Raw genomic sequence first — 23,093 nt, 5'->3', positions numbered from 1 at the left:
CCCATGCCCCGCCCTCCGTGCCGCGCCCGGCGGATCCGGTGCGCGTGCCCGCCCGCCCGGTGTGACAGGCTCTCTCCCTGGCCGCGGCCGCAGCAACCGTGCCGCCGCCACCCGCGGACCGTCTGTGGAGGGGAACCGACGTGACCGCCGCCGACCTCCCGGACGGGCCGGTCGCCCACGGGACGGCATCCGGCACGGGCCGCCGCGTCGACCTGGTCCGCGCGCTCGTCGGCGAGGCCCTCGGCTCCCGCAGCCTCCAGCGCCTGACCGACCTCGCCACCCGGCTGCTGGACTGCGCCGCCGTCCAGGTCTCGCTCGTCGGCGAGGTGCAGACCGCGGTGGCCGGCACCGGGCTGCCCCCGGGCGGGATCGGCGCCCGGGTGCCGCTCGACCGCTCGCTGTGCGCCGCAGCGGTGACCGAGGACGGCCCGCTGGTCGTGCCGGACGCCACCCGCGACGAGCGGCTGGCCGGCCGCGAGCCCGTGCGGTCCGGGCAGGTCGCCGCCTACCTCGGCATCCCGGTCCGCGCCTCGGGCGGCGAGCCGATCGGTGCCCTGTGCGCCGTCGAGCACCAGGTGCGGGAGTGGACCGACCGCGACGTCACCCTGCTGCGGCAGCTCGCCGCGTCGGTGAGCACCGAGCTCCAGCTCATCGCGCTCACCGCGGAGTACGAGGCGCACCGCGTGCGCTTCGAGCTCGCCATCGACGCCGCCGGCATCGGCAGCTTCGACTGGAACCTGCGGACCGGCCGGCTGCTGTGGGACGACCGGTTGCTGGCCCTGTTCGGCTACGAGCGGGCCGGGTTCGACGAGACGATCGACGCCTTCGTCTCCCGGGTGCACCCCGACGACCGCGAGCGGACCACCGAGGCGCTGCAGGCGGCCATCGACGGGCGCGGCGACTACGACGCGGAGTTCCGGGTCGTCCTCCCCTCGGGCGAGACCCGCTGGGTGCGCGGCCGGGGCCGCGCCGTCCGCGACGACGACGGCTCCGCGGTGCGGCTGCTCGGCGCGGCCTTCGACACGACGCCGCAGCGCGGGGAGGACGTCCGGATCGCCCGCCTGCTGGAGGCGATGAAGGCCTCCTTCTTCTCCCTGGACCGGGAGTGGCGGTTCACCTACGTGAACGCAGAGGCCGAGCGCGTGCTGGGCGCCGTCCGCGACGACCTGCTCGGCGGCGTGATCTGGGAGCTCTTCCCGGCCGCCGTCGGGAGCGACTTCGAGCGGTACTACCGGGCCGCGGCCGAGACCGGTCAGGAGCAGCTGTTCGAGGCGTACTACCCGGCCCCGCTGGACGCCTGGTTCGAGGTGCGCAGCTGGCCCACCCCCGACGGGTTGTCGGTCTCCTTCCTCGACGTGACCGAGCGCCGGGCGGCGGAGGAGCAGGCCCGCCGCAGCGCGGCCCGCCTCGCGCTGGTCGCGCACACCACGACGGCGATGGCGGCCTCGCTCGGCACCCGGCCGCGCGAGGAGGAGGCGCTGCAGCGGGTCGCCGAGCTGCTCGTGCCCGACCTCGGCGACTGGTCGATCCTCACCCTCACCGACGAGGACGGCCGGATGCGCGACGTCGCGAGCTGGCACCGCGACCCGGGGCTCCGCGACGCGGTCCACCGCTACGCCGCCCTGCGGCTGGCCTCCATCCCGCCCGACGCCCCGATCCTCCGCGCGCTCGCCTCGGGGCAGCCCCTGGTCGTGCCCGACGTCGAGGCGGCGGTGGGGCGCACCCTGCCCCCGGGCGAGGTGCGCCACGCCTTCCGGGAGCTGGCGCCGCGCTCGGCGGTCACGATGGCGCTCTCCGCCCGGGGCCGCACGCTCGGGGCGCTGAGCGTCTACCGGTCCGCCGGCCGCCCGCTGCCCGACCAGGAGGACGTCGCGGCGGTGCGCGAGGTCGCCGGGCGGGTCGCCCTGGCGCTGGACAACGCCCGGTTCTACGAGCAGCAGCGCCGGCTGGCCGAGGGGCTGCAGCGCAGCCTGCTCACGGCGCCGCCGCAGCCGGACCACTCCGAGATCGAGGTGCGCTACCACCCGGCGGTGGCGGTCGCCGAGGTCGGCGGTGACTGGTACGACGCCTTCCTGCAGCCCTCGGGCGCGACGGTGCTGGTGATCGGCGACGTCGTGGGGCACGACACCGCAGCGGCGGCGGCCATGGGCCAGCTGCGCGGGATGCTGCGCGGCATCGCCTACCGCGACATCGGCCCGGCCGGCGTGCTCACCGACCTCGACCTCGCCATCCGGGGCCTGGACGTGGGCACGCTGGCCACCGCCGCGGTCGTGCGGGTCGAGCAGACCGACGAGGAGCGGGCCGCGGGCGTGACCCGGCTCCGCTGGTCCAACGCCGGCCACCCGCCGCCGCTGCTGCTGCGGCCCGACGGCCGGATCGAGGAGCTGGCCGGCGAGCGGGCCGAGCTCATGCTCGGGGTGGAGCCGGCCACGCGGCGCACCGAGACGGTGGTGGCGGTGCCGCGGGGGGCCACGCTGCTGCTGTACACCGACGGCCTGGTCGAGGGGCGCGACCTGTCGCTCGACGAGGGCACCGCCCGGCTGCGGTCGGCGCTCGCCGAGCTGGCCGACCGGCCGCTCCCCGAGCTGTGCGACGCCCTGCTGGAGCGGCTGCGGCCCGAGGGGCTGCAGGACGACGTCGCCCTCGTGGCGCTGCGGCTGCACCCGCAGGGCTGACCCCGGTCGGTCAGCGGCGGAGCAGCGCCCAGACGTGCTTGGCGGCCCCGTCGGCGTACCAGCCGTGCTCCGCGGCCAGCTCGGCGATCAGGTAGAGCCCCAGCCCGCCGAGGCTGGGGTCGCGGCCCACGGCGGGCTCCGGCGGGTGCTGGGCGGCCTGGTCGGTCACCTCCAGCAGGTAGGCGTCGCCGGTGGTGCGCAGCGTCGCCCGCACCTCCCCGCCGCCGTGGCGCAGGGCGTTGGACGCCATCTCGTCCAGGGCCAGCACCAGCCGGTCGAGGAGGTCGGCGAGGCCGGGGCCGGAGAGGCGGGCGCGGACCTCCGCCCGCACCCCGGGCAGCTCGGCGACGTCGCGCAGGCGCCAGGTGAGGACCGCCTCCGCGGCAGGCGGGTACGCCGACGGCCAGATCGTGCCGGCCGCCTGCCCTGTCACGCCGCTGCTCTCCTCGGTTCCCGGCCCCCTGGTGCACGCGGGCCTGACCGTTCGCTATCGGCCGGAGCGGCGCCGGGTAAACCCGATGTCGCGAAGGTCACACCGCGTCAGCCGAACACCGGGGACCAGTGGCCGGTCTGCACGCTCAGCGTCACCGCGGATGCGCACACCACGACGGCGCCGACGACGAACCAGGTGTCGCGCCGGTGCAGCGCGGAGCCGCGGGCGTTGCTGCGGGGGACGCCGCAGTCGAAACCCCGGGCGTCCATCGCCGTCGCCAGCCGGCTGCCCCGCCGGATCGCGCCGACGAGCAGCGCGAACGCGGTGCCGGCGAACAGCCGCAGGCGGCCGCCCGGGCTGGCTCCGGCGTCGACGCCCCGCGCGCGGCGGGCCAGGCGGATGGTCTGCCACTCGGTGGCCAGCAGCGGCACCAGGCGCAGGGCGGCGAGCGCCCCGTAGGCGAACCGGGTGGAGACCCGCCAGTGCAGGGTGAGCGCGTCGGCCAGCCGCACCGGGTCCGTGGAGGAGACCAGCAGGACGCCCGGCAGGGCCAGCGCGATCACCCGCAGCCCCCAGGTGGCCCCGCTCAGCCACGCCGCCGCGCCGTCGAGGGTGCCGAACGCGACGTTGACCCACGCGACGCCGGCCGCGCTCAGCAGGAGGGGCCACGTGCGGTGCAGGATCGAGCGCGGGGTGGTCAGGCCCGCGGCGGGCAGCAGCGCCAGCTCGGCGGCGAGGACCACCGACGGCGTCACCAGGTCGCCGCTGACGAGCAGGACGACGGTGAGGACGGCGATCGCCGACAGCTGGGCGACGGGGTTGATCGCCGAGAGGGGGACCTCGCGGGCCGGGCCGAGGGTCAGCGGTGCGGTCACGACGCCGGCACCGGGTTCCCGAGGCGGAGGACGTCGTCGGCGAGCGCGTCGACGACGGCGGCGTCGTGGCTGACCAGGCACAGGGCGCGTCCGTCGGCCTGCTGCTCGGCCAGCAGCGCGACCAGCTCGGCCCAGGTGTCGCGGTCCTGGCCGAAGGTCGGCTCGTCCAGCACCAGGACCGGCGGGCGGGTCGCCAGCGCGGTGGCCACGGACAGGCGGCGCTGCTGGCCGCCGGAGAGGGTGAACGGGTTGGCCTCGGCGAGCGGCGCCAGCCCCAGCCGCTCGAGCAGGTCGTCGGCGCGCCGGCCGGCCGACGTGCGGTCCGCCCCGGCCCGCAGCGGTCCCAGGGAGAGCTCGTCGCGCACCCGCCCGGTCAGGAACTGGTGCTCGGGCTGCTGGAACACCGTGCCGATCCGCTCGACCAGCTCGGCCGCCCGCCACCGCGCCGGCGGCCGGTCGGGCCGGCGCAGCCCGGCACGCAGGGTGGGCCCCACCCGGAGCTGCCCGCTCGTCGGCGCCCGCAGCCCGGCGAGCAGCAGGGCCAGCGTGGACTTGCCGGTGCCGTTCGGTCCGGTCACGGCGAGCGTCCGGCCGGCGAGGAGCGCCGCGTCGGTCGGCGCGAGCGCGGGGCGGTCCGACCCGCGGTGGGTGTAGCCCACCGCCTCGGCGCGCAGGAGCGCCTCGCCGGCCGGGAGGCCGGCCCGGCGCACCGGGAACCGCAGCGGCGGTGGCGTCCAGCTGGAGGGGTGCTCGGTCAGCCCGCCGCCCGGCAGCAGCTCCACGACCCGGTCCACGAGCGGCAGCCACGCCTCCAGGTCGTGGTCGACGACGACCAGGGTGGCCGACCGGTCGGCCACCGCCCGGTCCACCGCCGCGCGCACCAGCGCGGCGCCGTCCGGGTCGAGCTGGGCGGTGGGCTCGTCCAGGAGCAGCAGGCCCGGGTGGGGGGCGAGGGCCCCGGCCAGCACCAGCCGCTGCTTCTGCCCGCCGGAGAGCGCCGCGGTCGCCCGGTCGCGGCCGAGCCCGAAGCCGACGGCGTCCAGCGCCGCGTCGACCGCGGGCCAGATGCGGTCCCGCGGCATCCCGACGTTCTCCAGCCCGAAGGCGACGTCGTCGCCGGCACGGGTCATGACCAGCTGGGAGTCCGGGTCCTGGAAGACCATGCCGACGCGCTGCCGGCTGCGGTCGGGCGGCTCGCCGTCGACGGTGAGCTCGCCCTCGACGTCACCGTTCTCCGGTTCCAGCAGCCCGCCGAGCGCGCGCAGCAGCGTGGACTTGCCGGCGCCCGAGCGGCCGGTGAGCAGCACCCGCTCGCCGGGGGCGATCCGCAGGTCGACGTCCCGCACCGCCCAGGCCCGCCGGGTGGCGTGCCGGAAGCCCCAGCCGCGCAGCCGGACGGCGGCCGGGCCCGAGGCCCCGGACGTCGTCAGACCCGGGTGCGACCGGACGCGAACGACGACAGCGCGCCGCTCGCGGCCAGCGCGCGGGCCAGCAGCACGCTGCCGATCCCGGCGACGACCGCGGTGCTGCCCACGACCAGCGCGACGTAGGTCGTCTTCCAGCCCGCCGACCAGTCGGGGTAGTAGTAGACGAGGTCGAGCACGGCGGCGGTCGCACCGGCGAGGACGGCGGCCAGCAGCGCGGGCGCCCAGCCGAACCGGCGGTAGCGGAAGGCGGCGAACCCGGCGTCGCCGGCCAGGCCCTGCAGCAGGCCGTAGACGATCGTCGTCGTCCCCCAGGCGGAGCCGAGCAGCGCTGAGACGATCGCGGCGACCAGCTCGGCGAAGAGGCCGGCACCGGGCTTGCGGACGATGAGCGGGGCGAGCACGGCGGGGATCAGCCAGACGCCGTACATGAACGCCTGGGCGGGCGGGAAGGCGGCGAACGCCGTCCCGGTGCCGGCCCAGAGCAGGCCCCAGGCCCAGAAGACGACGCCGAAGGCGGCGCCGAGGACGGCGGTGACGACGATGTCGACGGTGCGCCAGCGGTTGCTGCGCTCCCGGGTGGGCGCAGCGTTCGGCGAACGGACGGCCGGATCGGCCATTGCTTCCTCCAGACTCCCTGCGCCGGCATGACCCGGATCAGGTTCGAGGGTCTGCGGTGTCCCGCACTCTCAGCGCCGAAGCGCTCCCCTGCTGTTTGACGTGTTGAGTTGTGCTGCCGCCGAGCCTAGCCCACCCTCAGTCGGGCGTTATGTGCACATAACGCCCCCCGCACCGACCACCCCCTCTGTCGGGCGTTATGTGCACATAACGCCACCCGCACCGACCGCCGTCAGAGGACGAAGCCCAGGAGCAGGTGGGCGTTGAGCCCGATGATCAGGGCGGCGACGACGCTGCCCGCCACGGTGGTGGTCCGGCGGTTCACCCAGCCGCCCATCAGGTCGCGGCGGCTGGTGAGCCACAGCAGGGGCACGAGCGCGAACGGGATGCCGAACGAGAGCACGACCTGCGACCACACCAGCGCCGTCGTCGGGTCCCCGCCCAGCACCAGGACCGCCAGGGCCGGCGCGAGGGTGATCAGCCGGCGGGTGAGCACCGGGATGTGCCGCTTGAGGAACCCGGCCATCACGACCTGCCCGGCGTGCGTGCCCACCGACGACGAGGCGAAGCCGGAGGCCAGCAGCGCGAGGGCGAAGGCGAGCGCGGCCCCGGTGCCGAGCTGGTCACCGAGCCCGGTGTGCACCCCCTCCAGGGTGTCGACGCCGCTGTCGCTGGTGAACAGCTGCGCGGCGATGACCAGCATCGCGGCGTTGACCAGCCCGGCCAGGCCCATGGCCACCACGATGTCGATGCGCTGCGCCCGCAGCAGCCGGCCCCGGCCCTCCCGGGTGCGGCCGGCGGTGACCGCGTCGCCGTAGCGGCCCGGGGTGAGCGCGGAGTGCACGTAGATCACGTGCGGCATCACCGTGGCGCCCAGGATCCCGGTGGCCAGCACGAGGCTCTCGGCGCCGTCGAAGGAGGGCACCATGCCGCCGGCGAGCCCGCCCGGGTCGACGCCGGAGCCGAGCAGCGTGTACCCGAACCCGACCCCGATGACCAGCAGCAGGCCGGCGATGACCCGCTCGAACGGCCGGTACCCGCGGGACTGCGCGGCGAGCAGGACGAACGCGACCACGGCGGTGATGACGCCGCCGATCGGCAGCGGGACCCCGAACAGCAGGTACAGCGCCACTGCCCCACCGACGATCTCGGCGAGGTCGGTGGCGATCGCGACCGCCTCCGCCTGCAGCCACAGCCCCCGGGTGACCGGCCGGGGCAGGTTCTCCCGGCAGAGCGTGGCCAGGTCGCGGCCGGTGGCGAGCCCGAGCTTCGCCGTGAGCGACTGGATGAGCATCGCCATGAGGTTCGCCGCGACGATCACCCAGAGCAGGGTGTAGCCGAACGCGGCGCCGCCGGAGAAGTTGGTCGCGAAGTTGCCGGGGTCGACGTAGGCGACGGCGGCGACGAAGGCGGGGCCGAGCATCGACCAGAGCCGGCGGCGACCCGGCGCCGTGCTCGCCGGGCGTTGCGCGGGCGCACGGAGCGTCGTCGGCAGGACGGCGGCCTCGGTCTTCGACAGGTACACGGCGGCCTCGCAGGGTGTCCGGGTGGCGGTCGCCCCTGGTCTGCCCGGCTCGCGTGTCACGCCGGGGCCGACCCGTGGCCCCCCGGGGCCAAGGTCAGCCTTGCCTGCCCGGGCCGGCGCGCCGGGCCCGCTCGACCAGCGCGTCGATGCGCGCGGCATGGGCGCCGCGCCAGTACACCCGCCCGCATCCGGCGCACCGGGAGAAGTCCTCGACGGTGCGGCGGGTGCCCGGCTCCAGCAGACCGGCGACCTCCGCCTTCGGCACCGGGTGGAGGATCGCGCCGCAGGCGGTGCAGCGGGTGAGCGGTGCCAGCGGCACGGTGAACCGGTCCAGCACGTCCACCAGCTGCTCCTCCGGCCGGTCGCCCCGCACGAGCGCGCCGTGCGGCAGGGCGCGGCGCATGAGCAGGCCGCGGTCCTGGGTGAGCAGCACCCGGTCCTCCGCCGCAGCCCGCGCGACCAGCGCCGGGTCGTCGGCGTCGTTCGACCAGGCTGCGTCCGCCCCGAGCAGCCGCAGGCGCCGGGCGAGCGTGCCGAGGCCGACGTCGAGCAGGAACCCGCCCGGGGGGACGGCGACCGGTCGCGGCGCGGGCTCCACCTCGAGCACCGCACCGGGGCGGACGCGTGCGGCGGGGGGCACCGGCGCGCCGTCCACGCGGATGGCGCCGACCTCGGTCAGCGGGATCCCGGCGGCCTGCACGAGGTGGCCGGCGGTCGCGTCGGGGTCGAAGGGCAGCGGCCGCTCACCGGCGCCCCGGTACCGCGCGGCCAGCAGCCGGCGCAGGTCCGGGGCGGGCCGCACGCGCACCTCCACGGCGGCGGGCTACCCCCGCCGGCCGGCGACACGCGCGCCAGGAGTGCACCGGCGTCCTCCTGGGCACGGAGGTCCCCGTCCGCCGTCCCACCCTGGAGGTCCCGTGTCCGACGCAACGCCCCGCCCCCTCGCCCTCGTCACCGGTGCGTCCAGCGGCATCGGGCTGGAGCTGGCCAAGCAGTTCGCCGAGCACGGGTTCGACCTCGTGGCCGTCGCCGAGGACGCCGAGCTCGACGCGGCGGCCGTGCAGCTGCGCGAGCGCGGTGCGGCCGTCTCGCCGATCCGGGCCGACCTCACCCGGCGCGAGGAGGTCGAGAAGGTGGTCGCGGCGGTGCGCGGGGCCGGCCGGCCGCTCGACGCGGCGGCGCTGAACGCCGGTGTCGGCCTCGGCGGCCGCTTCGTCGAGACCGACCTCGACCGGGAGATCGGGATGGTGGAGCTGAACTGCATCTCGACGATGCACCTGGCCAAGCGCGTCGCCCAGGACATGGTGGTCCGGGGCGAGGGGCGGATCCTGTTCACCTCGTCGGTCGCCTCGCAGGCCCCGGAGCCGTTCCAGGCCGTCTACTCCGCGACGAAGGCCTTCGTGCAGTTCCTGGCGCTGGGCCTCCGGGAGGAGCTCGAGGGCACCGGCGTCACCGTCACCGCCCTGCTGCCCGGGCCCACGGACACCGAGTTCTTCGACCGCGGCGACCTGACGGACACCAAGCTGGGCGCCAGCGACAGCAAGGACGACCCGGCGCTGGTCGCCCGCCAGGGGTACGAGGGGCTGATGAAGGGTGAGGCGTCGGTGTTCGCCGGGTCGGTGAGCAGCAAGCTGATGGGCCGGCTGTCGGCGCTCGTGCCCGATGCGGTCGCCGGCAAGACGCACAAGCCGATGACGGCCCCCGGCTCGGCCGAGGGCTGAGCCTGCGGCACGATCGGGGCGTGACCGAGCCGCTGCAGCCCGTCGACCTGCCGGTGGGCGACCTGCTGCTGCGCCCGTGGCGGGCGACCGACATCGGGGCGCTGTGGTCGGCGTTCCAGGACCGCGAGCTGCGGCGGTGGAACGGCGGGGGCGTGGCCTCCCGCACCGACGCCCTGGTGCTCCTCGGGCGGCGGATGGACTGGACCTCCGGCGACCACGCCAGCTGGGCGCTGGTCGACCCGGCGGCGGACGAGCTGCTCGCCTCGGTCTCCCTGCACTCCATCGACCGGCTGCACGGGAACGCGCAGGTCGGCTACTGGACGGTGCCGGCCGCGCGCGGGCGGGGCCTGGCACCCGCCGCCGTCGACGCCGCCTGCCGCTGGGCGTTCGGCGCTCTGCCGGTGGACCGGGTCGAGCTGTGCCACGCGGTCGAGAACCCGGCATCCGGCCGGGTCGCGGAGAAGGCCGGCTTCAGGCGCGAGGGGCGGCTGCGCCGCTCCTTCCGCTACGGCGACGGCGTGAAGCACGACGAGGTGCTGTGGTCGCGCCTCGCCGACGACCCCGTGCCGGTGGTCAGCACCCGCAGCTGACCCCCGGGGCGGTGAGCGGATCGGCGGGAGCCCGGTGCACGCCGTCCGGGCGCACCACGGGCAGGCCCTCCCGGGCCCAGTACTCGAAGCCGCCGATCATCTCGCGCACCCGGTAGCCGAGCAGCGCCAGCCGGAGCGCCGCGCGGGTGGCGCCGTTGCACCCGGGACCCCAGCAGTAGGTCACCACCGGCACCGCGGGGTCGAGCTCGGCGGCGGCCCGGTCGGGGATCTCGGCGCCGGGCAGGTGCACCGCGCCGGGTACGTGCCCCTGCTGCCACGCCTCGCGGCTGCGGCTGTCGAGCAGGACGAACCCCGGGTCGCCGGTCTCCAGGGCGGTGTGGACGTCGCTGACGTCGGTCTCCACGGCCAGCCGGCGGGCGAAGTGGGCCGCGGCGGCGGCCGGGTCGGTGCTCCAGTCCATCACCGGGCCGACGCTAGGGGTGCCCGGCCCCGGCGACGAGGTCCGTCGCTGCCGGGCACCGCAGCGGATCTGCCGTCCTCACAACGGGACGGCGAGGCCCTCCGGCGCCGGCCGGGCCAGGGCGGCGGCGAGATCGGGCCGCAGCGGGGCCAGCCCTGCCCCGGCGAGTACGACGTCGCGGGTGAAGGCGTGCCAGCGGTGCGCCGAGCGCAGCATGCTGTGGCCGCCGGCGATGGTGAACCGCGCGACCCGGGCGCCCGCGCGCTGCGCCCGGACGGCGAAGTCGGCGGAGAGCTGGGCCGGCACCCAGCGGTCGCCCCGCCCATGCAGGATCGCGACGGTGCGGTCGCGCAGGTGGCCGACCGGCTCACCGGGCGGCGTCCAGGGTGCGAGCGCGCAGACCGCCGCGACGCCGTCGTCCCCGCCTGCGCGCAGCGCCGCCCGGCCGCCCATCGAGTGCCCGACCAGGACGACGGGCAGGTCGCCGTGCTCGTCGCGGATCCGGTCCAGCGCCCAGCGCACGTCGGCGTAGGCGTCGGCCGCAGCCCCGTTCCAGCCGGCGAACCGGTAGCGCAGCAGGCAGGTGGTGAGCCCCCGCCCGGCGGCGGCGCCGGACACGAACTGCTCGATCGCGCGCATGCGCACCAGGGAGAGCGCCCGCTCCTTGGGCGGCTCGACGCTGGCCACCGTCCCGCCGTGGCAGAACAGCGCGACCGCCCGCGCCGGGCCGGAGGCCGGACGGGTCTCCAGGACCGGCTCGGTCACGCCCGGCGGGACCGGCGGCCGCCCCGGAGGCTGGTGCGGGCCCGGTCGCCGAGGTCGCCGGCCTTCAGCAGGGCGTTGCTGACCGTGGAGGGCCCGCGTCGCCGCTCGAGCGCGCGGCCGAGCCGGCGGAGGACGCCGGTCGCCAGCGGGACGACCACGGTCAGGATCAGCCACATGCGCAGCCGGCGGGTGAGGAAGAGCCACATGCCCCGGACTCTGCCCCGTCCCGCCGGCCGGGAACCGGCCTCACTCGGCGAGCTTCACCACCATCTTCCCGGTGTTCCCGCCGCGCAGGAGGTCCAGGAAGGTGTCGACGGCGTTCTCGAGGCCCTCGCGCACCGTCTCCCGGACGACGAGGTCCCCGGAGGTGACCATGCGGGTCACCTCCGTCGTGAACTCGTCCCGCAGGTCGGCGTGGTCACCGACGATGAACCCGCGCAGGCTCAGCTTCTTGGTGACCATCATGAACATGTTGCGCGGCCCCGGGGCGGGCTCGGTGGCGTTGTAGCCCGAGATGGCGCCGCACAGCGCACCGCGCCCGAACTCCCTGAAGGCGCCGATCGCGGCCTCCAGGTGCTCACCGCCGACGTTGTCGAAGAAGACGTCGATGCCCTCGGGCGCGGCCGCGGCGAGCAGGTCGGCCACCGGCCCGTCGTGGTAGTCGAACGCCCGGGTGAAGCCCACCTCCTCGGTCAGCCAGCGCACCTTCTCCGGGGTGCCGGCGCTGCCGACGACCGCGGCGGCCCCGTTCAGCTTCGCGAACTGCCCGACCAGGCTGCCGACCGCCCCCGCGGCACCGGAGACGAACACCGTGTCGCCCTCCCGGAACTCCGCGAGCCGGAAGAGCCCGGCCCAGGCCGTGAGCCCGGGCATGCCCAGCACGCCGAGGTGGTAGCTGGGCGGGATGCCCGGCAGCTCGGGCAGCACCCGCACGTGCGCGGCGTCCAGGACGGCGACGTCCCGCCACGCGGCGTCGGCGAGCACCAGGGCGCCCTCGGGGACGTCGGGGGAGCGGGAGGCGACCACGCGGCCGACCGCCCCGCCCTTCATCGTCTCGCCGATCTCCCAGCGGGCCGCGTAGGACTTCCCCGCGTTCATCCGGCCGCGCATGTAGGGGTCGACCGACATGACCAGCATGCGGACGGCGACCTGCCCCTCGGCCGGGTCCGGGCGCTCGAGCTCCACGAGCCGGAAGTCGTCGGGGGTGGGCTCGCCGTGCGGGCGGGCCGCCAGCTGCCATTCGCGGGTGGTGATCGGCATGCCGCCATCCTGCCGGGCGCGGGGCCGCCGGTGCCGCCCGGCCGGCCGCAGGGGTCAGGCCGAGCGGCCGTCGTGCTGCGCGGCGCCCGGTGCGGTCCGCCGGGCGCGCTCCCCTCGCGCCACCTCGGTCGCCAGCGCGTCGAGGGGCTGGGCGAACGCCGCCAGGGGGTCGGCCAGGGCCGCGAGCCAGGCCTGGGCGGCCGCGAGCCCGGACGGGTCCAGGGCGTACACCCGGCGGGTGCCCTCGGCGCGCACCGTGACCAGCCCCGCCTCCCGCAGCACGCGCAGGTGCTGGGACACCGCCGGCTGCGAGATCGGTGCCGACGCCTGCAGCGCCCGCACGAGGGCACCCGCCGGCTGCTCGCCCGTGGAGAGCAGCTCCAGGACCTGCCGGCGGGTGCGGTCCCCCAGCGCCTCGAAGGTCCCGTTCACCCGGCTCCTGGGGCATCCCCGGACGGCGGCGTCGTGTAGAACGCCACGGTGCGGCCGGCCGCGTCCCGCGCGGCGGTGGGATCGTCGCCGTCGGCGGCCGCGGCCTCGCCCCACCCGGCGGCCGCCCGGCGGACGAACTCGACCCCCTCGGGCGTCAGGGTGAACGTCGCCGCCACCTCGGGGTCGACCGGCGCGCCGCTGTCCAGGTGCAGCCCGAGGCCCATGAGCGCCAGGTCCCAGCCCACACCCACCGCACCCGGCCCGAACTGCGCCCAGAACTCGGGGTCCACGGGGGCCTCGTGCACCAGTTCGAGCTCGGTGCCGCCGTCCGACGGGGAGAGGGTGACCTGCAGCCAGGAGAGCATCCCGCCGAACTCCCAGGTGACGGCGAAGGACTCGGGCTCGTCGCACCGCTCGACCACGCCGCCGGCGTTGCCCTCGAGCTGGTAGCGGCCGCCGGCGCGCAGCTCGCCGCTCACCGGCAGGAACCAGCGGGGCAGCCGCTCGGCGTCGGTGAGCGCGCCCCAGACCTGGGCCCGGTCGGCGCGGTAGGTGCGCCGGGCGACGGCGATGCGCGTCGGCGCGCCGTCCCGGGAACCGGTGCGCACCTCGCGCGTGACCAGGCCGGCCGTGGCGACCGGATCGGTGGTGGTCATGGCTCCTCCTCGGTTGCATAAGCCGCGACTTATGAACTGACGGTAGCGCCGGCCGTCTCGCGCGGCAAGCCCTTCGCCCCCGCCCCACCCCGCGGGGGCACGGGGAGCTGTGCCTACGGTTCAGGCCCCGAGACCGCATGGATAGCTCCCTGTGCCCATGACTGGAGGCCGGACCCGTGGAGACCCTCCGCACCCCTGACGAGCGCTTCGCCGACCTGCCCGATTTCCCGTACGAACCCCGCTACGTCGAGGTCGACGACGGCGAGGGCGGCCGACTCCGGATCGCCTACGTCGACGAAGGCCCGGCCGACGGCGAGACGGTGCTGCTCCTCCACGGCGAGCCGTCCTGGTCCTTCCTCTACCGCCGGATGATCCCGGTGCTGGTCGACGCCGGCCTGCGCGTCGTCGCGCCCGACCTGGTCGGCTTCGGCCGCTCGGACAAGCCGGTCGAGCGGTCCGCCTACACCTACGCCCGCCACGTCGGCTGGATGCGCCAGGCGCTGCTCGACGAGCTCGGCCTGCGCGGCCTCACCCTCGTCTGCCAGGACTGGGGCGGGCTCATCGGGCTGCGGCTGGTCGCGGAGAACCCCGACCGGTTCGCCCGGGTCGTCGTCGCCAACACCGGCCTGCCCACCGGCGACCAGAAGATGAGCGAGGCGTTCCTGGCCTGGCAGCGGTTCTCCCAGGAGAGCCCCGAGTTCCACATCGGCCGCATCGTCGGCAACGGCACCGCCCGCGGGCTCGCCCCCGAGGTGGTGGCCGCCTACGACGCGCCCTTCCCCGACGACCGGTACACCGCCGGCGCCCGGCAGTTCCCCGCGCTGGTGCCGACGTCGCCCGACGACCCGGCGGCCGCGGCCAACCGGGCGGCGTGGGAGGTGCTGGCGCGCTGGGAGAAGCCCTTCCTCACGGCCTTCTCCGACTCCGACCCGATCACCGGCGGGGGCGACCGGGTGTTCCGGAAGCTCGTGCCCGGCGCCCAGGGGATGCCGCACACCACGCTGGCCGGCGGCGGGCACTTCCTGCAGGAGGACGTCGGCCCAGAGCTCGCCGGCGTCGTCGCCGACCTGGTCGCCGCCACCCCGCGCGGCTGACGCCGGCGTGGCGCTCACCCCCGAGGAGGTCCTCGGCGCACTCCGGCGCACCCCCGACGTCGAGGCCCCGGACCTCGTCGCCGTCGACGCGACCGACCGGCTGCTGCTCGACCTCGCGGCCGAGCTGGTCCCCCGGTGCGGGCCGGGCGAGGTCGCCGTCGTCGACGACTCCTACGGCGCGCTCGCGCTGGGGCTGGCCGCCCGGCACGGGCTCACCGGTGTGCGGGTGGGCCAGGACCTGCTGATGGGGGAGCGGGCGCTGGCGGCCAACGCCGAGCGCGTGGGCCTGGCCGGCACCTCCCGGTCGCTGCCACTGGGCCCCGGGCTGGCGGACGGCGCGCGGTTGGTGCTGGTCAAGGCCCCCAAGGGGCTGGACGCGCTGCGCGAGATCGCCGAGGTGGTCGCGGCGTCGGCGGCCCCCGACGTCACCGTCCTGGTGGGCGGCCGGGTCAAGCACATGACGCACGCGATGAACGACGTCCTCGGCGCCTCGTTCACCGAGGTGCAGGCGAGCCTGGCCCGGCAGAAGTCCCGTGTGCTGGTCGCCCGCGGGCCGCGGCCGCGCCCCTCGTCGTTCCCGCGGCGCCAGGAGCACCCCGACCTCGGCCTGACCGTCTGCGCGCACGGGGCGGCCTTCGCCGGCACGCGGGTCGACATCGGCACCCGGGCGCTGCTGCGGGCGCTCCCGGAGATGGCCCCCGGCGCGCGGACCGCCGTGGACCTCGGCTGCGGCACCGGCGTCCTGGCCGCGCTGCTGGCCCGCGACCGGCCGGGGCTGCGCGTCCTCGCCGTGGACCAGTCCGCCGCCGCCGTCGCCTCGGCCGAGGCGACGGCGGCCGCGAACGGCGTCGCCGACCGCGTCGAGGTGCGGCGGGACGACGCCGCGGCGACGGTGCCGGACCGCTCGGTCGACCTGGTCGTCTGCAACCCGCCCTTCCACGTGGGCGCCGCGGTGGTGACGACGGCCGCCGACCGGCTGTTCGTGGCGGCGGCACGGGTGCTGCGCCCCGGCGGCGAGCTCTGGACGGTCTACAACTCGGCGCTGCGCTACCGCCCGGCGCTCAACCGGGTGGTCGGGCCCACCCGCGTCGCCGACCGGGACCCGAAGTTCACCGTGACGGTCTCCCTCCGCCGCTGAGGCGACACCTGCGGTGACGCGGGTCACCGAACGGTCACGATCGGCCCCTTCGGCTCGATCCGTTCCTCTCGTCCCCGACGACCAGAGGAACGAATCCGACCGAAAGGCGTACCCATGACCGGGCGACTGAGCCGTGTGAAGGTGAGCACCCGCCTGCTGGCGCTGGTGCTCGTCGCGGTGATCGGGATGGCGACGATCGCCGTGATCGGCGCGTTGCACGTGCGCTCGACGATCGAGGAGGAGCAGCGGAACCAGGCCAAGGTCGCCGTGGAGTCCGCGCTCGGGGTCGTCGGCCACTACGGCGATCTCGCCGCCTCCGGCGCGATGCCGGTGGCGCAGGCGCAGGCGTCGGCCGCCGCCGCGATCCGCGGGCTGCGGTACTCCGGCGAGGAGTACTTCTGGATCAACGACATGGGCCCGACCATGGTGATGCACCCGATCAAGCCCGAGCTCGACGGGACCGACCTCTCGGGGAACGAGGACCCGGACGGCAAGAAGCTGTTCGTGGAGTTCGTCGAGGTGGTGGAGGCCGAGGGCAGCGGCTTCGTCGACTACCTGTGGCCCAAGCCCGGCGAGGAGGAGCCGCAGCCGAAGATCTCCTACGTGGCCGGCTACGAGCCGTGGGGCTGGGTGGTCGGCTCGGGCATCTACGTCGCCGACCTCGACGGGGCCCTCCGGGCCGAGCTGGCCGCGATGGCGCTCTGGGCGACGCCGATCATCCTGGTGATCGTGGGCCTGTCGGTGCTGATCTCCCGCAGCATCAACCGGCCGCTGCGGGCCATGACCGAGGTGCTGAGCACCGGTGACCTGCAGCGCCGGCTCGACGAGGGCGCCGGGAGGACCGAGCTGGACCAGCTCGCCGGCGCGGTGAACACCACGCTGGGACGGGTCTCCGGGGTCGTCGGCGAGGTCGGCCAGGCGTCCCAGCTGCTCGAGGAGGCGGCGCGCACGCTGTCGTCCACCAGCGAAGCGATCGCCGGCACCGCGGACCGCTCCCAGGGGCAGGCCCGGGACGTCACCGAGGCCACCCGCGAGGTGAGCGGCGGGATCGAGGCGGTCGCCGCGGGGGCGGAGCAGATGGGTGCCTCCATCCGGGAGATCGCGCACAACGCCGCCGAGGCCGCCCGGATCGCCGGCAGCGCCGTGTCCGCGGCCGAGTCGACCTCGGTGACGATCGGCAGGCTGGGGGAGTCCAGCGCGGAGATCGGCAACGTCGTCAAGGTGATCACCTCGATCGCCGAGCAGACGAACCTGCTGGCGCTGAACGCCACGATCGAGGCCGCCCGCGCCGGGGAGGCGGGCAAGGGTTTCGCCGTGGTGGCCAACGAGGTGAAGGAGCTGGCGCAGGAGACGGCGAAGGCCACCGAGGACATCGCCCGGCGGGTGGAGGCGATCCAGACCGACACCGGCAGCGCGGTGCAGGCGATCGGCGGCGTCACCGCGATCATCGCCGAGATCAACGACTACCAGACGACGATCGCCTCGGCCGTCGAGGAGCAGACCGCGACGACCAACGAGATGAGCCGGTCGATCGCGGACGCCGCGGAGAGCGGCCGGTCGATCGCCGGCACCGTGGCCGAGGTGGCGCAGGGGGCCCAGGAGACCTCCCTGGGCGTGGCGGCGATGCAGACCGCGGCGGAGGACCTCGTGCGCATGTCCGGTGAGCTGCGGAAGGTGGCGGGGGCCTTCCAGCCCTGACGCCGCGGGAGCGACGTCGGCGCCGGTGGCGGTGGGGTGCGACCCCGCCGCCACCGGTCGCGTCCGGGGCCGTTCCCGTCGCCCCGAGGGGTGAGCACCGGGCGTTCAGCGCGCCCTCGTGCGGCGCGTGACCGACGATGTCGCAGAATGCTCAACCAGTCGGCCGGGAAGGCTCCGGTCCGGAGGTGCAGGAGACCGGATGGCGCAGGTGACCGGCGGGGGTGCGGGCACGGGCGCGCCCGGGCGCCTCCGTGCCGCGGTCTCCTTCGCGGAGGTCCCGCACGTCGCCGCGCCGGTCGGTTCCGACGACGAGCTGCTGGCCGCGGCCCTGCCCTGGCTCGAGGAGGGGCTGCGGGCCGGCGACCTGGTCGTCCTCTCCTGCCCCCCGGGGACGGCGGAGCTGGTCACCGGGGCGCTGGGCGAGCGCGCCGGGGCGGTCGAGACGGACGGCCGGCTGTGCCTGCTGGACACGACGGTGCCCGACGCCGTCGCCGCCAGCCGCGACCTGGTGCGGCGGGCCCGGGGCACCGGCTCGGGCCGGTTGCGGGTCGCCGGCCAGGTGCGGTTCGGCGACGGGCCGCTCGACCGGCGCGACGGGCTGCGCTACGAGGCCGCCGTCAACCTGCTGATGGCCGTCCGGCCGGTGTCGGGCCTGTGCCTGTTCGACCGCCGCGAGCTCCCCGCCGAGGTGCTCGCCGGGGCGGCCGCCACGCACCCCTGGGTGCTGACCGGTGGCGAGGTCGTGCCGAGCGCCGCGTTCGAGGACCCCACCGCCTACGTCCGGCGGCTGCCGGTGCCCCGTGAGCCGATCGAGGAGTCGGACCCGGTGCTGGCGGTGGACGACGCCCCGTCGCTGGCCGAGCTGCGCCGCCTGCTCCGGGCGGTGGTCCAGGTCCACGTGCCCGACCCCGACCAGGCCGCCGACCTGCACTTCGCCGCCAGCGAGATCGCCAGCAACGCCTTCCGGCACGGCGCCCGCCCGGTCTCGGCCCGCGTGTGGGCCGACGGCGGGCGCATGGTCGTCGCCGTCACCGACCAGGGCCCCGGCACCGACATCCCGTTCCCCGGCTACCGCCCGGCGCACGGCGCCGACCTGGCCCGGGGCGGCATGGGCCTGTGGCTGACCCGCAAGCTCTGGGACCACGTCGACCTGGTCCGCGGACCGGCCGGGTTCACCGTCCGGCTCAGCTCGCGGCTGCGCTGATGCGCGCAGGTCCGGCTGCGCCGCCGGGGCCGTTACGGTGAGCGACGTGGAGGACGCCGTCGACCTGATCCTCGAGCAGTGGGCCCGGGAGCGTCCGGACCTCGACTGCTCGCCCATGGGGATCATCGGCCGCATCACCCAGCTCCAGCGGGAGGTGCACCTCGCCCAGCGGGCCACCTTCGCCCGGCACGGCCTCGACGCGCCCTCCTTCGACGTCCTGGCGGCCCTGCGCCGGGCGGGCGCGCCCTACCAGCTCACGCCCACCGCGCTCATGCGCACGGCGCTGGTCACCTCGGGCGCGATCACGCAGCGGCTCGACCGGCTGGAGGAGAAGGGCCTGATCACCCGCGGGCGCAGCGACGCCGACGGGCGGGCCGTCGTCGTCACGCTCACCGACGCGGGCCGCGCGGCGCTGGACGCGGCGCTGCCCGACCACCTGGAGACCGAGCGGCGGCTGCTGGAGGCCCTGCCGTCGGGGGACCGGGAGCAGCTGGCCGCGCTGCTGCGCCGCCTGCTGGTCGGCCTGGGCCGGGTGCCGCAGCAGCCCTGAGCCGCGCGCCGTCAGGGGAGCGCGTCCTCCGCCGCCCCCAGCAGGGCGCAGGAGTCCTTGCCCGTGCGCTTCGCGGCGTACATGGCGGTGTCGGCGCGGTGCAGCAGCTCCTCCGCGGTGCAGCCGGCCGTCCCGAGCGCGCCGCCGATGCTGGCGGTCACGGTGGTGGTGCGGGTGCCCACCCGCACCGGTGCGCGCAGCGCGGTGAGCAGCCGCTCGGCGACCTCGCGCAACCGTGCGGCGTCGGCGTCGGCCAGCAGGAGGGCGAACTCGTCACCGCCGAGCCGGGCGACCACGTCCTCGCCGCGCACGTCGGCGGAGAGCCGCCCGGCGACCGCCAGCAGCAGCTCGTCCCCGGCGGCGTGCCCCAGGGTGTCGTTGACGTCCTTGAAGTCGTCGACGTCGACGAAGAGCACCGCCGGGCAGCTGCCCGGTCCGGCGCCGGCGGCGGCTGCCTCGAGCCGCTCGTTGAAGGCGGTCCGGTTGAGCAGGCCGGTCAGGGGGTCGGTGCGCGCCTGCCGCCGCAGCTCCTCCTCGAACAGCTTCCGGTCGGTGACCTCCCGGAAGTTCACGACCCAGCCCTCGATGCCGACGGCGTCCACCCGGCCGCTGATCCGCATCTCCACCCACCGGGTGCCGCCGGAGCTGTGCTGGACGCGGATGTCGGTGTCCACGACGCCGGAGCCGCCGCCGGCGGAGCGGCCGGCCGCGGCGACGGCGGCCCGCAGGCGCGGCTGGTCGCGGGGATCGGCCAGCGAGATGGCGTCGCGCCCGACGTAGTCGGCCGGGGGGCGGCCGAGCAGCGACCGGACCGCCGGGCTCATGTACGCGACCGATCCCTCGGCGTCGACGATGGCGATGACGTCGGCGGCGTTCTCCAGCAGGACCCGGAGCCGTTCCTCGCTCGCGGCCAGCGCCGCCCGGGTGCGCTCGCGCTCCCGGCTGAGGGCGAGCAGCCGCCACAGGGCCAGGCCGGTCAGCACGGCGCTGCCCGCGCCCAGGACGTAGCCGATTCCGCCGTGGTCCACGGTCCACAGGACCAGCACGGCGGGGTTGACGAGCAGGACGGCGCCCACGGCCACGACCCGGCCGAAGGTGGCGTCCCGCCCGGTGGTGGCGGCGGGGCCCAGAGCGACGACCGAGGGGTGGCGCCCGGCCAGGCAGAGCGCGGCGATCGGGAGGAGGGAGACCGGGTCCAGCACCGCGGACCCCCGCAGCGTGGTGCCGGTGAGGATGGCGCCGCCGTACGCCGCCACGGCGAGCGCGGCTGCGGTGAACAGCGCCGCCGTGGTGACCGTCCGGCCCCGCGTGAGGGCCAGCGGCAGGCAGACGATCAGCAGGACGGCGGTGAGCAGGGGCGTGCCGACGTTGACCTCGACGAAGTCGGTCCCGTGCGCGTGCCGGTCGCCCTGCACGGCGAGGAGGATGAGGCCGGCCGCCAGCAGGAGGGTCAGGGTGTCGGTCCAGGATGCCCAGTCGCGGCGCCGCCGGCCGGCGCGGACCACGCCCAGGGCCCCGACCACGAGCGCCGCGTAGGCGGCCACGTCGAGGGCGGTCTCCAGCGGCGCGCTGATGCCGGGGGCCAGGCCGGCCAGCGCGGCGACGTCCGCGACGCAGCTGAGCGCGAAGAGGGCGAGGGCGGCCGCGAGGCCCGACCAGGCGACGACGAGCGGGGTCCGGTGCCGCCGCAACGCGGTCACCACCCCGGCCAGCCCCAGGGCGTAGAGGACGATCTCGGCGGCCGGACGCCACGGGCCCTCCGGGACCACGACGACGACCAGGGCGATGACCAGCACCACCAGCGCCGTGTGCAGCCAGGCGGCGCGGGCGGCCGGTGCGCTGGTCGGGGACGTGGTCACGCCGATCGCATCGGCCGCCGGCCGCGGCGAGGCGACCCCGCTCACCCGGAGGGGGGAGGAGGGCTCAGATCCCGGGGACGTCCTCGGGGCGCAGGTCGGGGCGCACCCGGACGAAGCGCAGCGGGTGGCGGAACACGCCGGCCTGCAGGGCGGCGTCGGCGCTCACCTCGACGACGGCGGTCGGCTCGACGCGGGTGAGCGGGACGGCGAGGCGTCCGCCGCCGAACCGGCCGGTGCCGATGCGCTCGGGCCACGGGTGGTCCGGGCCCGCGGGCCGCAGCACGGCGGCGAGCTCGGCCGACTGGGCGGGGGAGAGCGGGCTGCTGCGGCCGACGACGACGAGCTCGCCGTCGCGGTAGCGGCCCGCCACCAGCTGGCCCGGCCGGTCCAGGTCGCCGATGACACCGCCGGCGAGCACCTCGGTCGTCTCCCAGCTCTTGACCTTCAGCCACTCCCGGCGGCCGGGTGCGTAGCGGCTCGCCGCGCCCTTCACGACCAGCCCCTCCACGCCGGCCGGGCGGAAGTCGTCGAACCACCGCCGCGCCTCGGCCGGGTCGGCGGTGACCGGGGAGAGCTGCATGGGCGGGGCCCAGCGGGCCGCCAGCTGCTCGAGGGCGGCGCGCCGCCGGGTGAACGTCCGGCCGCGCAGGTCCTCGCCGCCGGCGGCCAGCAGGTCGAACGCCACGTAGGAGGCGGGCGCCGCGGAGACCTGCGCCCGGATCCGCCCGGCCGAGGCCACCATGCGCTGCTGCAGCAGGCCGAAGTCCAGCCGGTCGTCGTGCCAGATGACGACCTCGCCGTCGACGACGGTCCCGGGGGGCACCTGGGCGAGCGCGGCGGCGGCGACGTCGGGGAAGCGGTCGGTGAGGTCGCGCCCCTGCTTGGACCACAGCCGGGTGGCGCTGCCGCTGCGCACGACGACCAGCCGGTAGCCGTCCCACTTGGGCTCGTACCGGCACCCGCCGCTCAGCGCGGCGGGCGACGGGATCTCGCGGACCGGCTTGGCGAGCTCCACGGCGACCGGCCCGGAGAGCTCCGGTGGCAGCGCGGGCAGGCCCGGGGCGGACAGCGGCACCGGGACAGCCTGCTGGCAGCCCGGGCGCCGCGCACGCCGGCGGCGGGTGGTCACACCCGTTCGGGGGCCGGTCACCACCCTCCGTCGCCGGGCGGGCGCGCGGCGCGTCAGCGGAGGAGCAGGAGGGCGTAGGCCGCCAGCGACGGCCCGTCGGTGAAGCGGCCGTCCCGGATCATCGCCCGCAGCTCGTGCTCGGGGACGAACGCGGCCACCATGTCGGCCTCGGTCACCTCCCGCGCGGGCGGGCCGGGCTCGAGGCCGGCCGCCAGCCAGACGTCGAACTCCTGCGTGGCCAGCCCGGGTGCCAGGTCGAGGTGGCCGAGGTGGGTCAGGGTGCCGGCGCGCAGGCCGGTCTCCTCGGCGAGCTCGGCCCGGGCGAGCTCCTCGGCGGAACCGTGCGCGCCGTGCGCCCAGGTGCCCTGCGGGAACTCCCAGGCCCGGCGGCCCAGCGGGTGGCGGTGCTGCTGCACCAGCCAGAAGCCGTCCCGCTCGGCGGGGAGGACGAGGGCGAAGTGGGGCTTCTCCACCACGCCGTAGACGCCGCTGGACCCGTCGGCCCGCTGCACCGTGTCCTCCCGCACCCGGATCCACGGGTTGCGGTACACCTCCCGGCTGCTCGTCGTCCGCACGGTGGCGAGCCTGCCAGAGGCGTGGACCATGGACGGCGATGACGCAGCGCAAGCCGCCGGGGGTCCCGTTCGAGACGTGGGTGGACACCCAGATCGCCCGCGCCCGCGAGCGGGGCGACTTCGAGGGCCTGGACGGCGCCGGCAAGCCGATCCCCGGCCTGGAGCGCGACACCACGGCCTACGACTGGGCCGTGGCCAAGGCGCGGCGCGAGGGCATCGAGACCGCCGAGATGCTCCCGCCGGGCCTCGCGCTCCGCCGGGAGCGGGACGTCCTGCCCGAGCGCGCGGCCCGGCTGGGCAGCGAGCAGGCCGTCCGGGCGCTGGCGGAGGACTACAACGCCCGGGTCGAGGCGTTCTGGCGCACCCCGCAGCCCAGCCGGTGGTCACCGGTGCCGGGGCTGGCCGACGTCGAGGCGCTGGTCGAGGGCTGGCGCCGCGACCGGCCCCCGCC

The 23,093-nt window shown here is 76.5% G+C and carries 24 protein-coding genes and 1 riboswitch; of the genes, 9 read left to right on the top strand and 15 right to left on the bottom strand.

The window, feature by feature from the left end:
- The first annotated feature begins 140 nt into the window (after positions 1–140).
- Entirely contained in the window at positions 141–2,675 is a 2,535-nt protein-coding gene (locus E9549_RS23850; RefSeq protein WP_308113146.1) for a SpoIIE family protein phosphatase, read from the top strand.
- 10 nt (positions 2,676–2,685) lie between these two features.
- Here the strand turns inward: E9549_RS23850 and E9549_RS18425 are convergent, their stop codons facing one another.
- From E9549_RS18425 to E9549_RS24295, 6 genes are all read right to left on the bottom strand, one after another.
- Positions 2,686–3,108 (bottom strand): anti-sigma regulatory factor, encoded by a 423-nt coding sequence (locus E9549_RS18425; RefSeq protein WP_236828053.1) that lies wholly within the window; start codon positions 3,106–3,108, stop codon positions 2,686–2,688.
- 107 nt (positions 3,109–3,215) lie between these two features.
- Positions 3,216–3,983, bottom strand: a complete 768-nt coding sequence (locus E9549_RS18420; RefSeq protein WP_236828052.1) for an energy-coupling factor transporter transmembrane protein EcfT — start codon at positions 3,981–3,983, stop codon at positions 3,216–3,218.
- Positions 3,980–5,329, bottom strand: a complete 1,350-nt coding sequence (locus E9549_RS18415; RefSeq protein ID WP_236828051.1) for an ABC transporter ATP-binding protein — start codon at positions 5,327–5,329, stop codon at positions 3,980–3,982. The genes E9549_RS18420 and E9549_RS18415 overlap by 4 nt, the downstream gene beginning before the upstream one ends.
- 80 nt (positions 5,330–5,409) lie before the next feature.
- Entirely contained in the window at positions 5,410–6,027 is a 618-nt protein-coding gene (locus E9549_RS18410) for an ECF transporter S component (RefSeq protein ID WP_236828050.1), read from the bottom strand.
- Positions 6,024–6,127, bottom strand: a riboswitch (TPP riboswitch). (Overlaps the previous gene by 4 nt.)
- 130 nt (positions 6,128–6,257) lie before the next feature.
- A complete protein-coding gene (locus E9549_RS18405) occupies positions 6,258–7,550 on the bottom strand; it encodes an Nramp family divalent metal transporter (protein WP_236828049.1) in 1,293 nt (430 codons plus the stop codon).
- Positions 7,551–7,644: 94 nt separating this feature from the next.
- Positions 7,645–8,352 (bottom strand): Mut7-C ubiquitin/RNAse domain-containing protein, encoded by a 708-nt coding sequence (locus tag E9549_RS24295; protein WP_236828048.1) that lies wholly within the window; start codon positions 8,350–8,352, stop codon positions 7,645–7,647.
- 115 nt (positions 8,353–8,467) lie between these two features.
- On the opposite strand from E9549_RS24295, the gene E9549_RS18395 reads away from it, so the two are divergent.
- Entirely contained in the window at positions 8,468–9,271 is an 804-nt protein-coding gene (locus E9549_RS18395) for an SDR family oxidoreductase (protein ID WP_236828047.1), read from the top strand.
- A 20-nt stretch (positions 9,272–9,291) separates the two neighbouring features.
- Positions 9,292–9,861 (top strand): GNAT family N-acetyltransferase, encoded by a 570-nt coding sequence (locus tag E9549_RS18390; RefSeq protein ID WP_236828046.1) that lies wholly within the window; start codon positions 9,292–9,294, stop codon positions 9,859–9,861.
- On the opposite strand, the gene E9549_RS18385 is transcribed toward E9549_RS18390, so the two are convergent.
- The 6 genes from E9549_RS18385 to E9549_RS18360 all read right to left on the bottom strand — a co-directional run bounded on the left by E9549_RS18385 (position 9,845) and on the right by E9549_RS18360 (position 13,395).
- A complete protein-coding gene (locus E9549_RS18385) occupies positions 9,845–10,282 on the bottom strand; it encodes a rhodanese-like domain-containing protein (protein WP_236828045.1) in 438 nt (145 codons plus the stop codon). The genes E9549_RS18390 and E9549_RS18385 overlap by 17 nt on opposite strands.
- A 78-nt stretch (positions 10,283–10,360) precedes the next feature.
- Positions 10,361–11,047, bottom strand: a complete 687-nt coding sequence (locus E9549_RS18380; RefSeq protein WP_308113144.1) for an alpha/beta fold hydrolase — start codon at positions 11,045–11,047, stop codon at positions 10,361–10,363.
- Positions 11,044–11,253: a hypothetical protein gene (locus tag E9549_RS18375; RefSeq protein ID WP_236828044.1), complete on the bottom strand. Its 210-nt coding sequence runs from the start codon at positions 11,251–11,253 to the stop codon at positions 11,044–11,046. Before E9549_RS18375 ends, E9549_RS18380 begins: the two co-directional genes overlap by 4 nt.
- 40 nt (positions 11,254–11,293) lie before the next feature.
- A complete protein-coding gene (locus E9549_RS18370; protein WP_236828043.1) occupies positions 11,294–12,307 on the bottom strand; it encodes an NADP-dependent oxidoreductase in 1,014 nt (337 codons plus the stop codon).
- Between the two features lie 54 nt (positions 12,308–12,361).
- The gene (locus E9549_RS18365; RefSeq protein ID WP_236828042.1) at positions 12,362–12,739 is read right to left on the bottom strand and encodes a helix-turn-helix transcriptional regulator; all 378 of its coding nucleotides are present in this window, start codon (positions 12,737–12,739) and stop codon (positions 12,362–12,364) included.
- Complete coding sequence (locus tag E9549_RS18360; RefSeq protein WP_236828041.1) at positions 12,736–13,395, bottom strand: SRPBCC family protein; 660 nt, start codon at positions 13,393–13,395, stop codon at positions 12,736–12,738. Before E9549_RS18360 ends, E9549_RS18365 begins: the two co-directional genes overlap by 4 nt.
- Before the next feature lie 176 nt (positions 13,396–13,571).
- Here E9549_RS18360 and E9549_RS18355 point away from each other — a divergent pair, with 176 nt between their 5' ends.
- The 5 genes from E9549_RS18355 (at position 13,572) to E9549_RS18335 (ending at position 19,079) form a co-directional block, all read left to right on the top strand.
- The gene (locus E9549_RS18355) at positions 13,572–14,489 is read left to right on the top strand and encodes a haloalkane dehalogenase (RefSeq protein WP_236828040.1); all 918 of its coding nucleotides are present in this window, start codon (positions 13,572–13,574) and stop codon (positions 14,487–14,489) included.
- 7 nt (positions 14,490–14,496) lie between these two features.
- Positions 14,497–15,627, top strand: coding sequence for a class I SAM-dependent methyltransferase (locus E9549_RS24290; protein ID WP_236828039.1), 1,131 nt, complete (start codon positions 14,497–14,499; stop codon positions 15,625–15,627).
- Positions 15,628–15,741: 114 nt separating this feature from the next.
- Positions 15,742–17,325: a methyl-accepting chemotaxis protein gene (locus E9549_RS18345; RefSeq protein WP_236828038.1), complete on the top strand. Its 1,584-nt coding sequence runs from the start codon at positions 15,742–15,744 to the stop codon at positions 17,323–17,325.
- Positions 17,326–17,524: 199 nt separating this feature from the next.
- Entirely contained in the window at positions 17,525–18,529 is a 1,005-nt protein-coding gene (locus tag E9549_RS18340; protein ID WP_236828037.1) for a sensor histidine kinase, read from the top strand.
- A 46-nt stretch (positions 18,530–18,575) separates the two neighbouring features.
- Positions 18,576–19,079 carry a MarR family winged helix-turn-helix transcriptional regulator gene (locus tag E9549_RS18335; RefSeq protein WP_236828036.1) on the top strand — a complete coding sequence of 168 codons (504 nt, stop codon included), beginning with the start codon at positions 18,576–18,578 and terminating at the stop codon, positions 19,077–19,079.
- Between the two features lie 11 nt (positions 19,080–19,090).
- Here the strand turns inward: E9549_RS18335 and E9549_RS18330 are convergent, their stop codons facing one another.
- The 3 genes from E9549_RS18330 to E9549_RS18320 all read right to left on the bottom strand — a co-directional run bounded on the left by E9549_RS18330 (position 19,091) and on the right by E9549_RS18320 (position 22,642).
- Positions 19,091–20,938: a sensor domain-containing diguanylate cyclase gene (locus tag E9549_RS18330; protein WP_236828035.1), complete on the bottom strand. Its 1,848-nt coding sequence runs from the start codon at positions 20,936–20,938 to the stop codon at positions 19,091–19,093.
- A gap of 64 nt (positions 20,939–21,002) precedes the next feature.
- Positions 21,003–22,013, bottom strand: a complete 1,011-nt coding sequence (locus tag E9549_RS18325; RefSeq protein WP_236828034.1) for an ATP-dependent DNA ligase — start codon at positions 22,011–22,013, stop codon at positions 21,003–21,005.
- Positions 22,014–22,120: 107 nt separating this feature from the next.
- On the bottom strand, positions 22,121–22,642 hold the full coding sequence (locus E9549_RS18320; RefSeq protein ID WP_236828033.1) for an NUDIX hydrolase: 522 nt from the start codon (positions 22,640–22,642) through the stop codon (positions 22,121–22,123).
- Positions 22,643–22,680: 38 nt separating this feature from the next.
- On the opposite strand from E9549_RS18320, the gene E9549_RS18315 reads away from it, so the two are divergent.
- Positions 22,681–23,093, top strand: a 413-nt coding sequence (locus E9549_RS18315) for a DUF1992 domain-containing protein (RefSeq protein WP_236828032.1), incomplete at its 3' end; no start/stop codon positions are given.

The sequence above is a fragment of the Blastococcus sp. MG754426 genome, assembly GCF_021699055.1.
In the GTDB taxonomy this organism is placed as follows: domain Bacteria; phylum Actinomycetota; class Actinomycetes; order Mycobacteriales; family Geodermatophilaceae; genus Blastococcus.
This window is presented reverse-complemented; position numbering and strand designations above follow the sequence as displayed.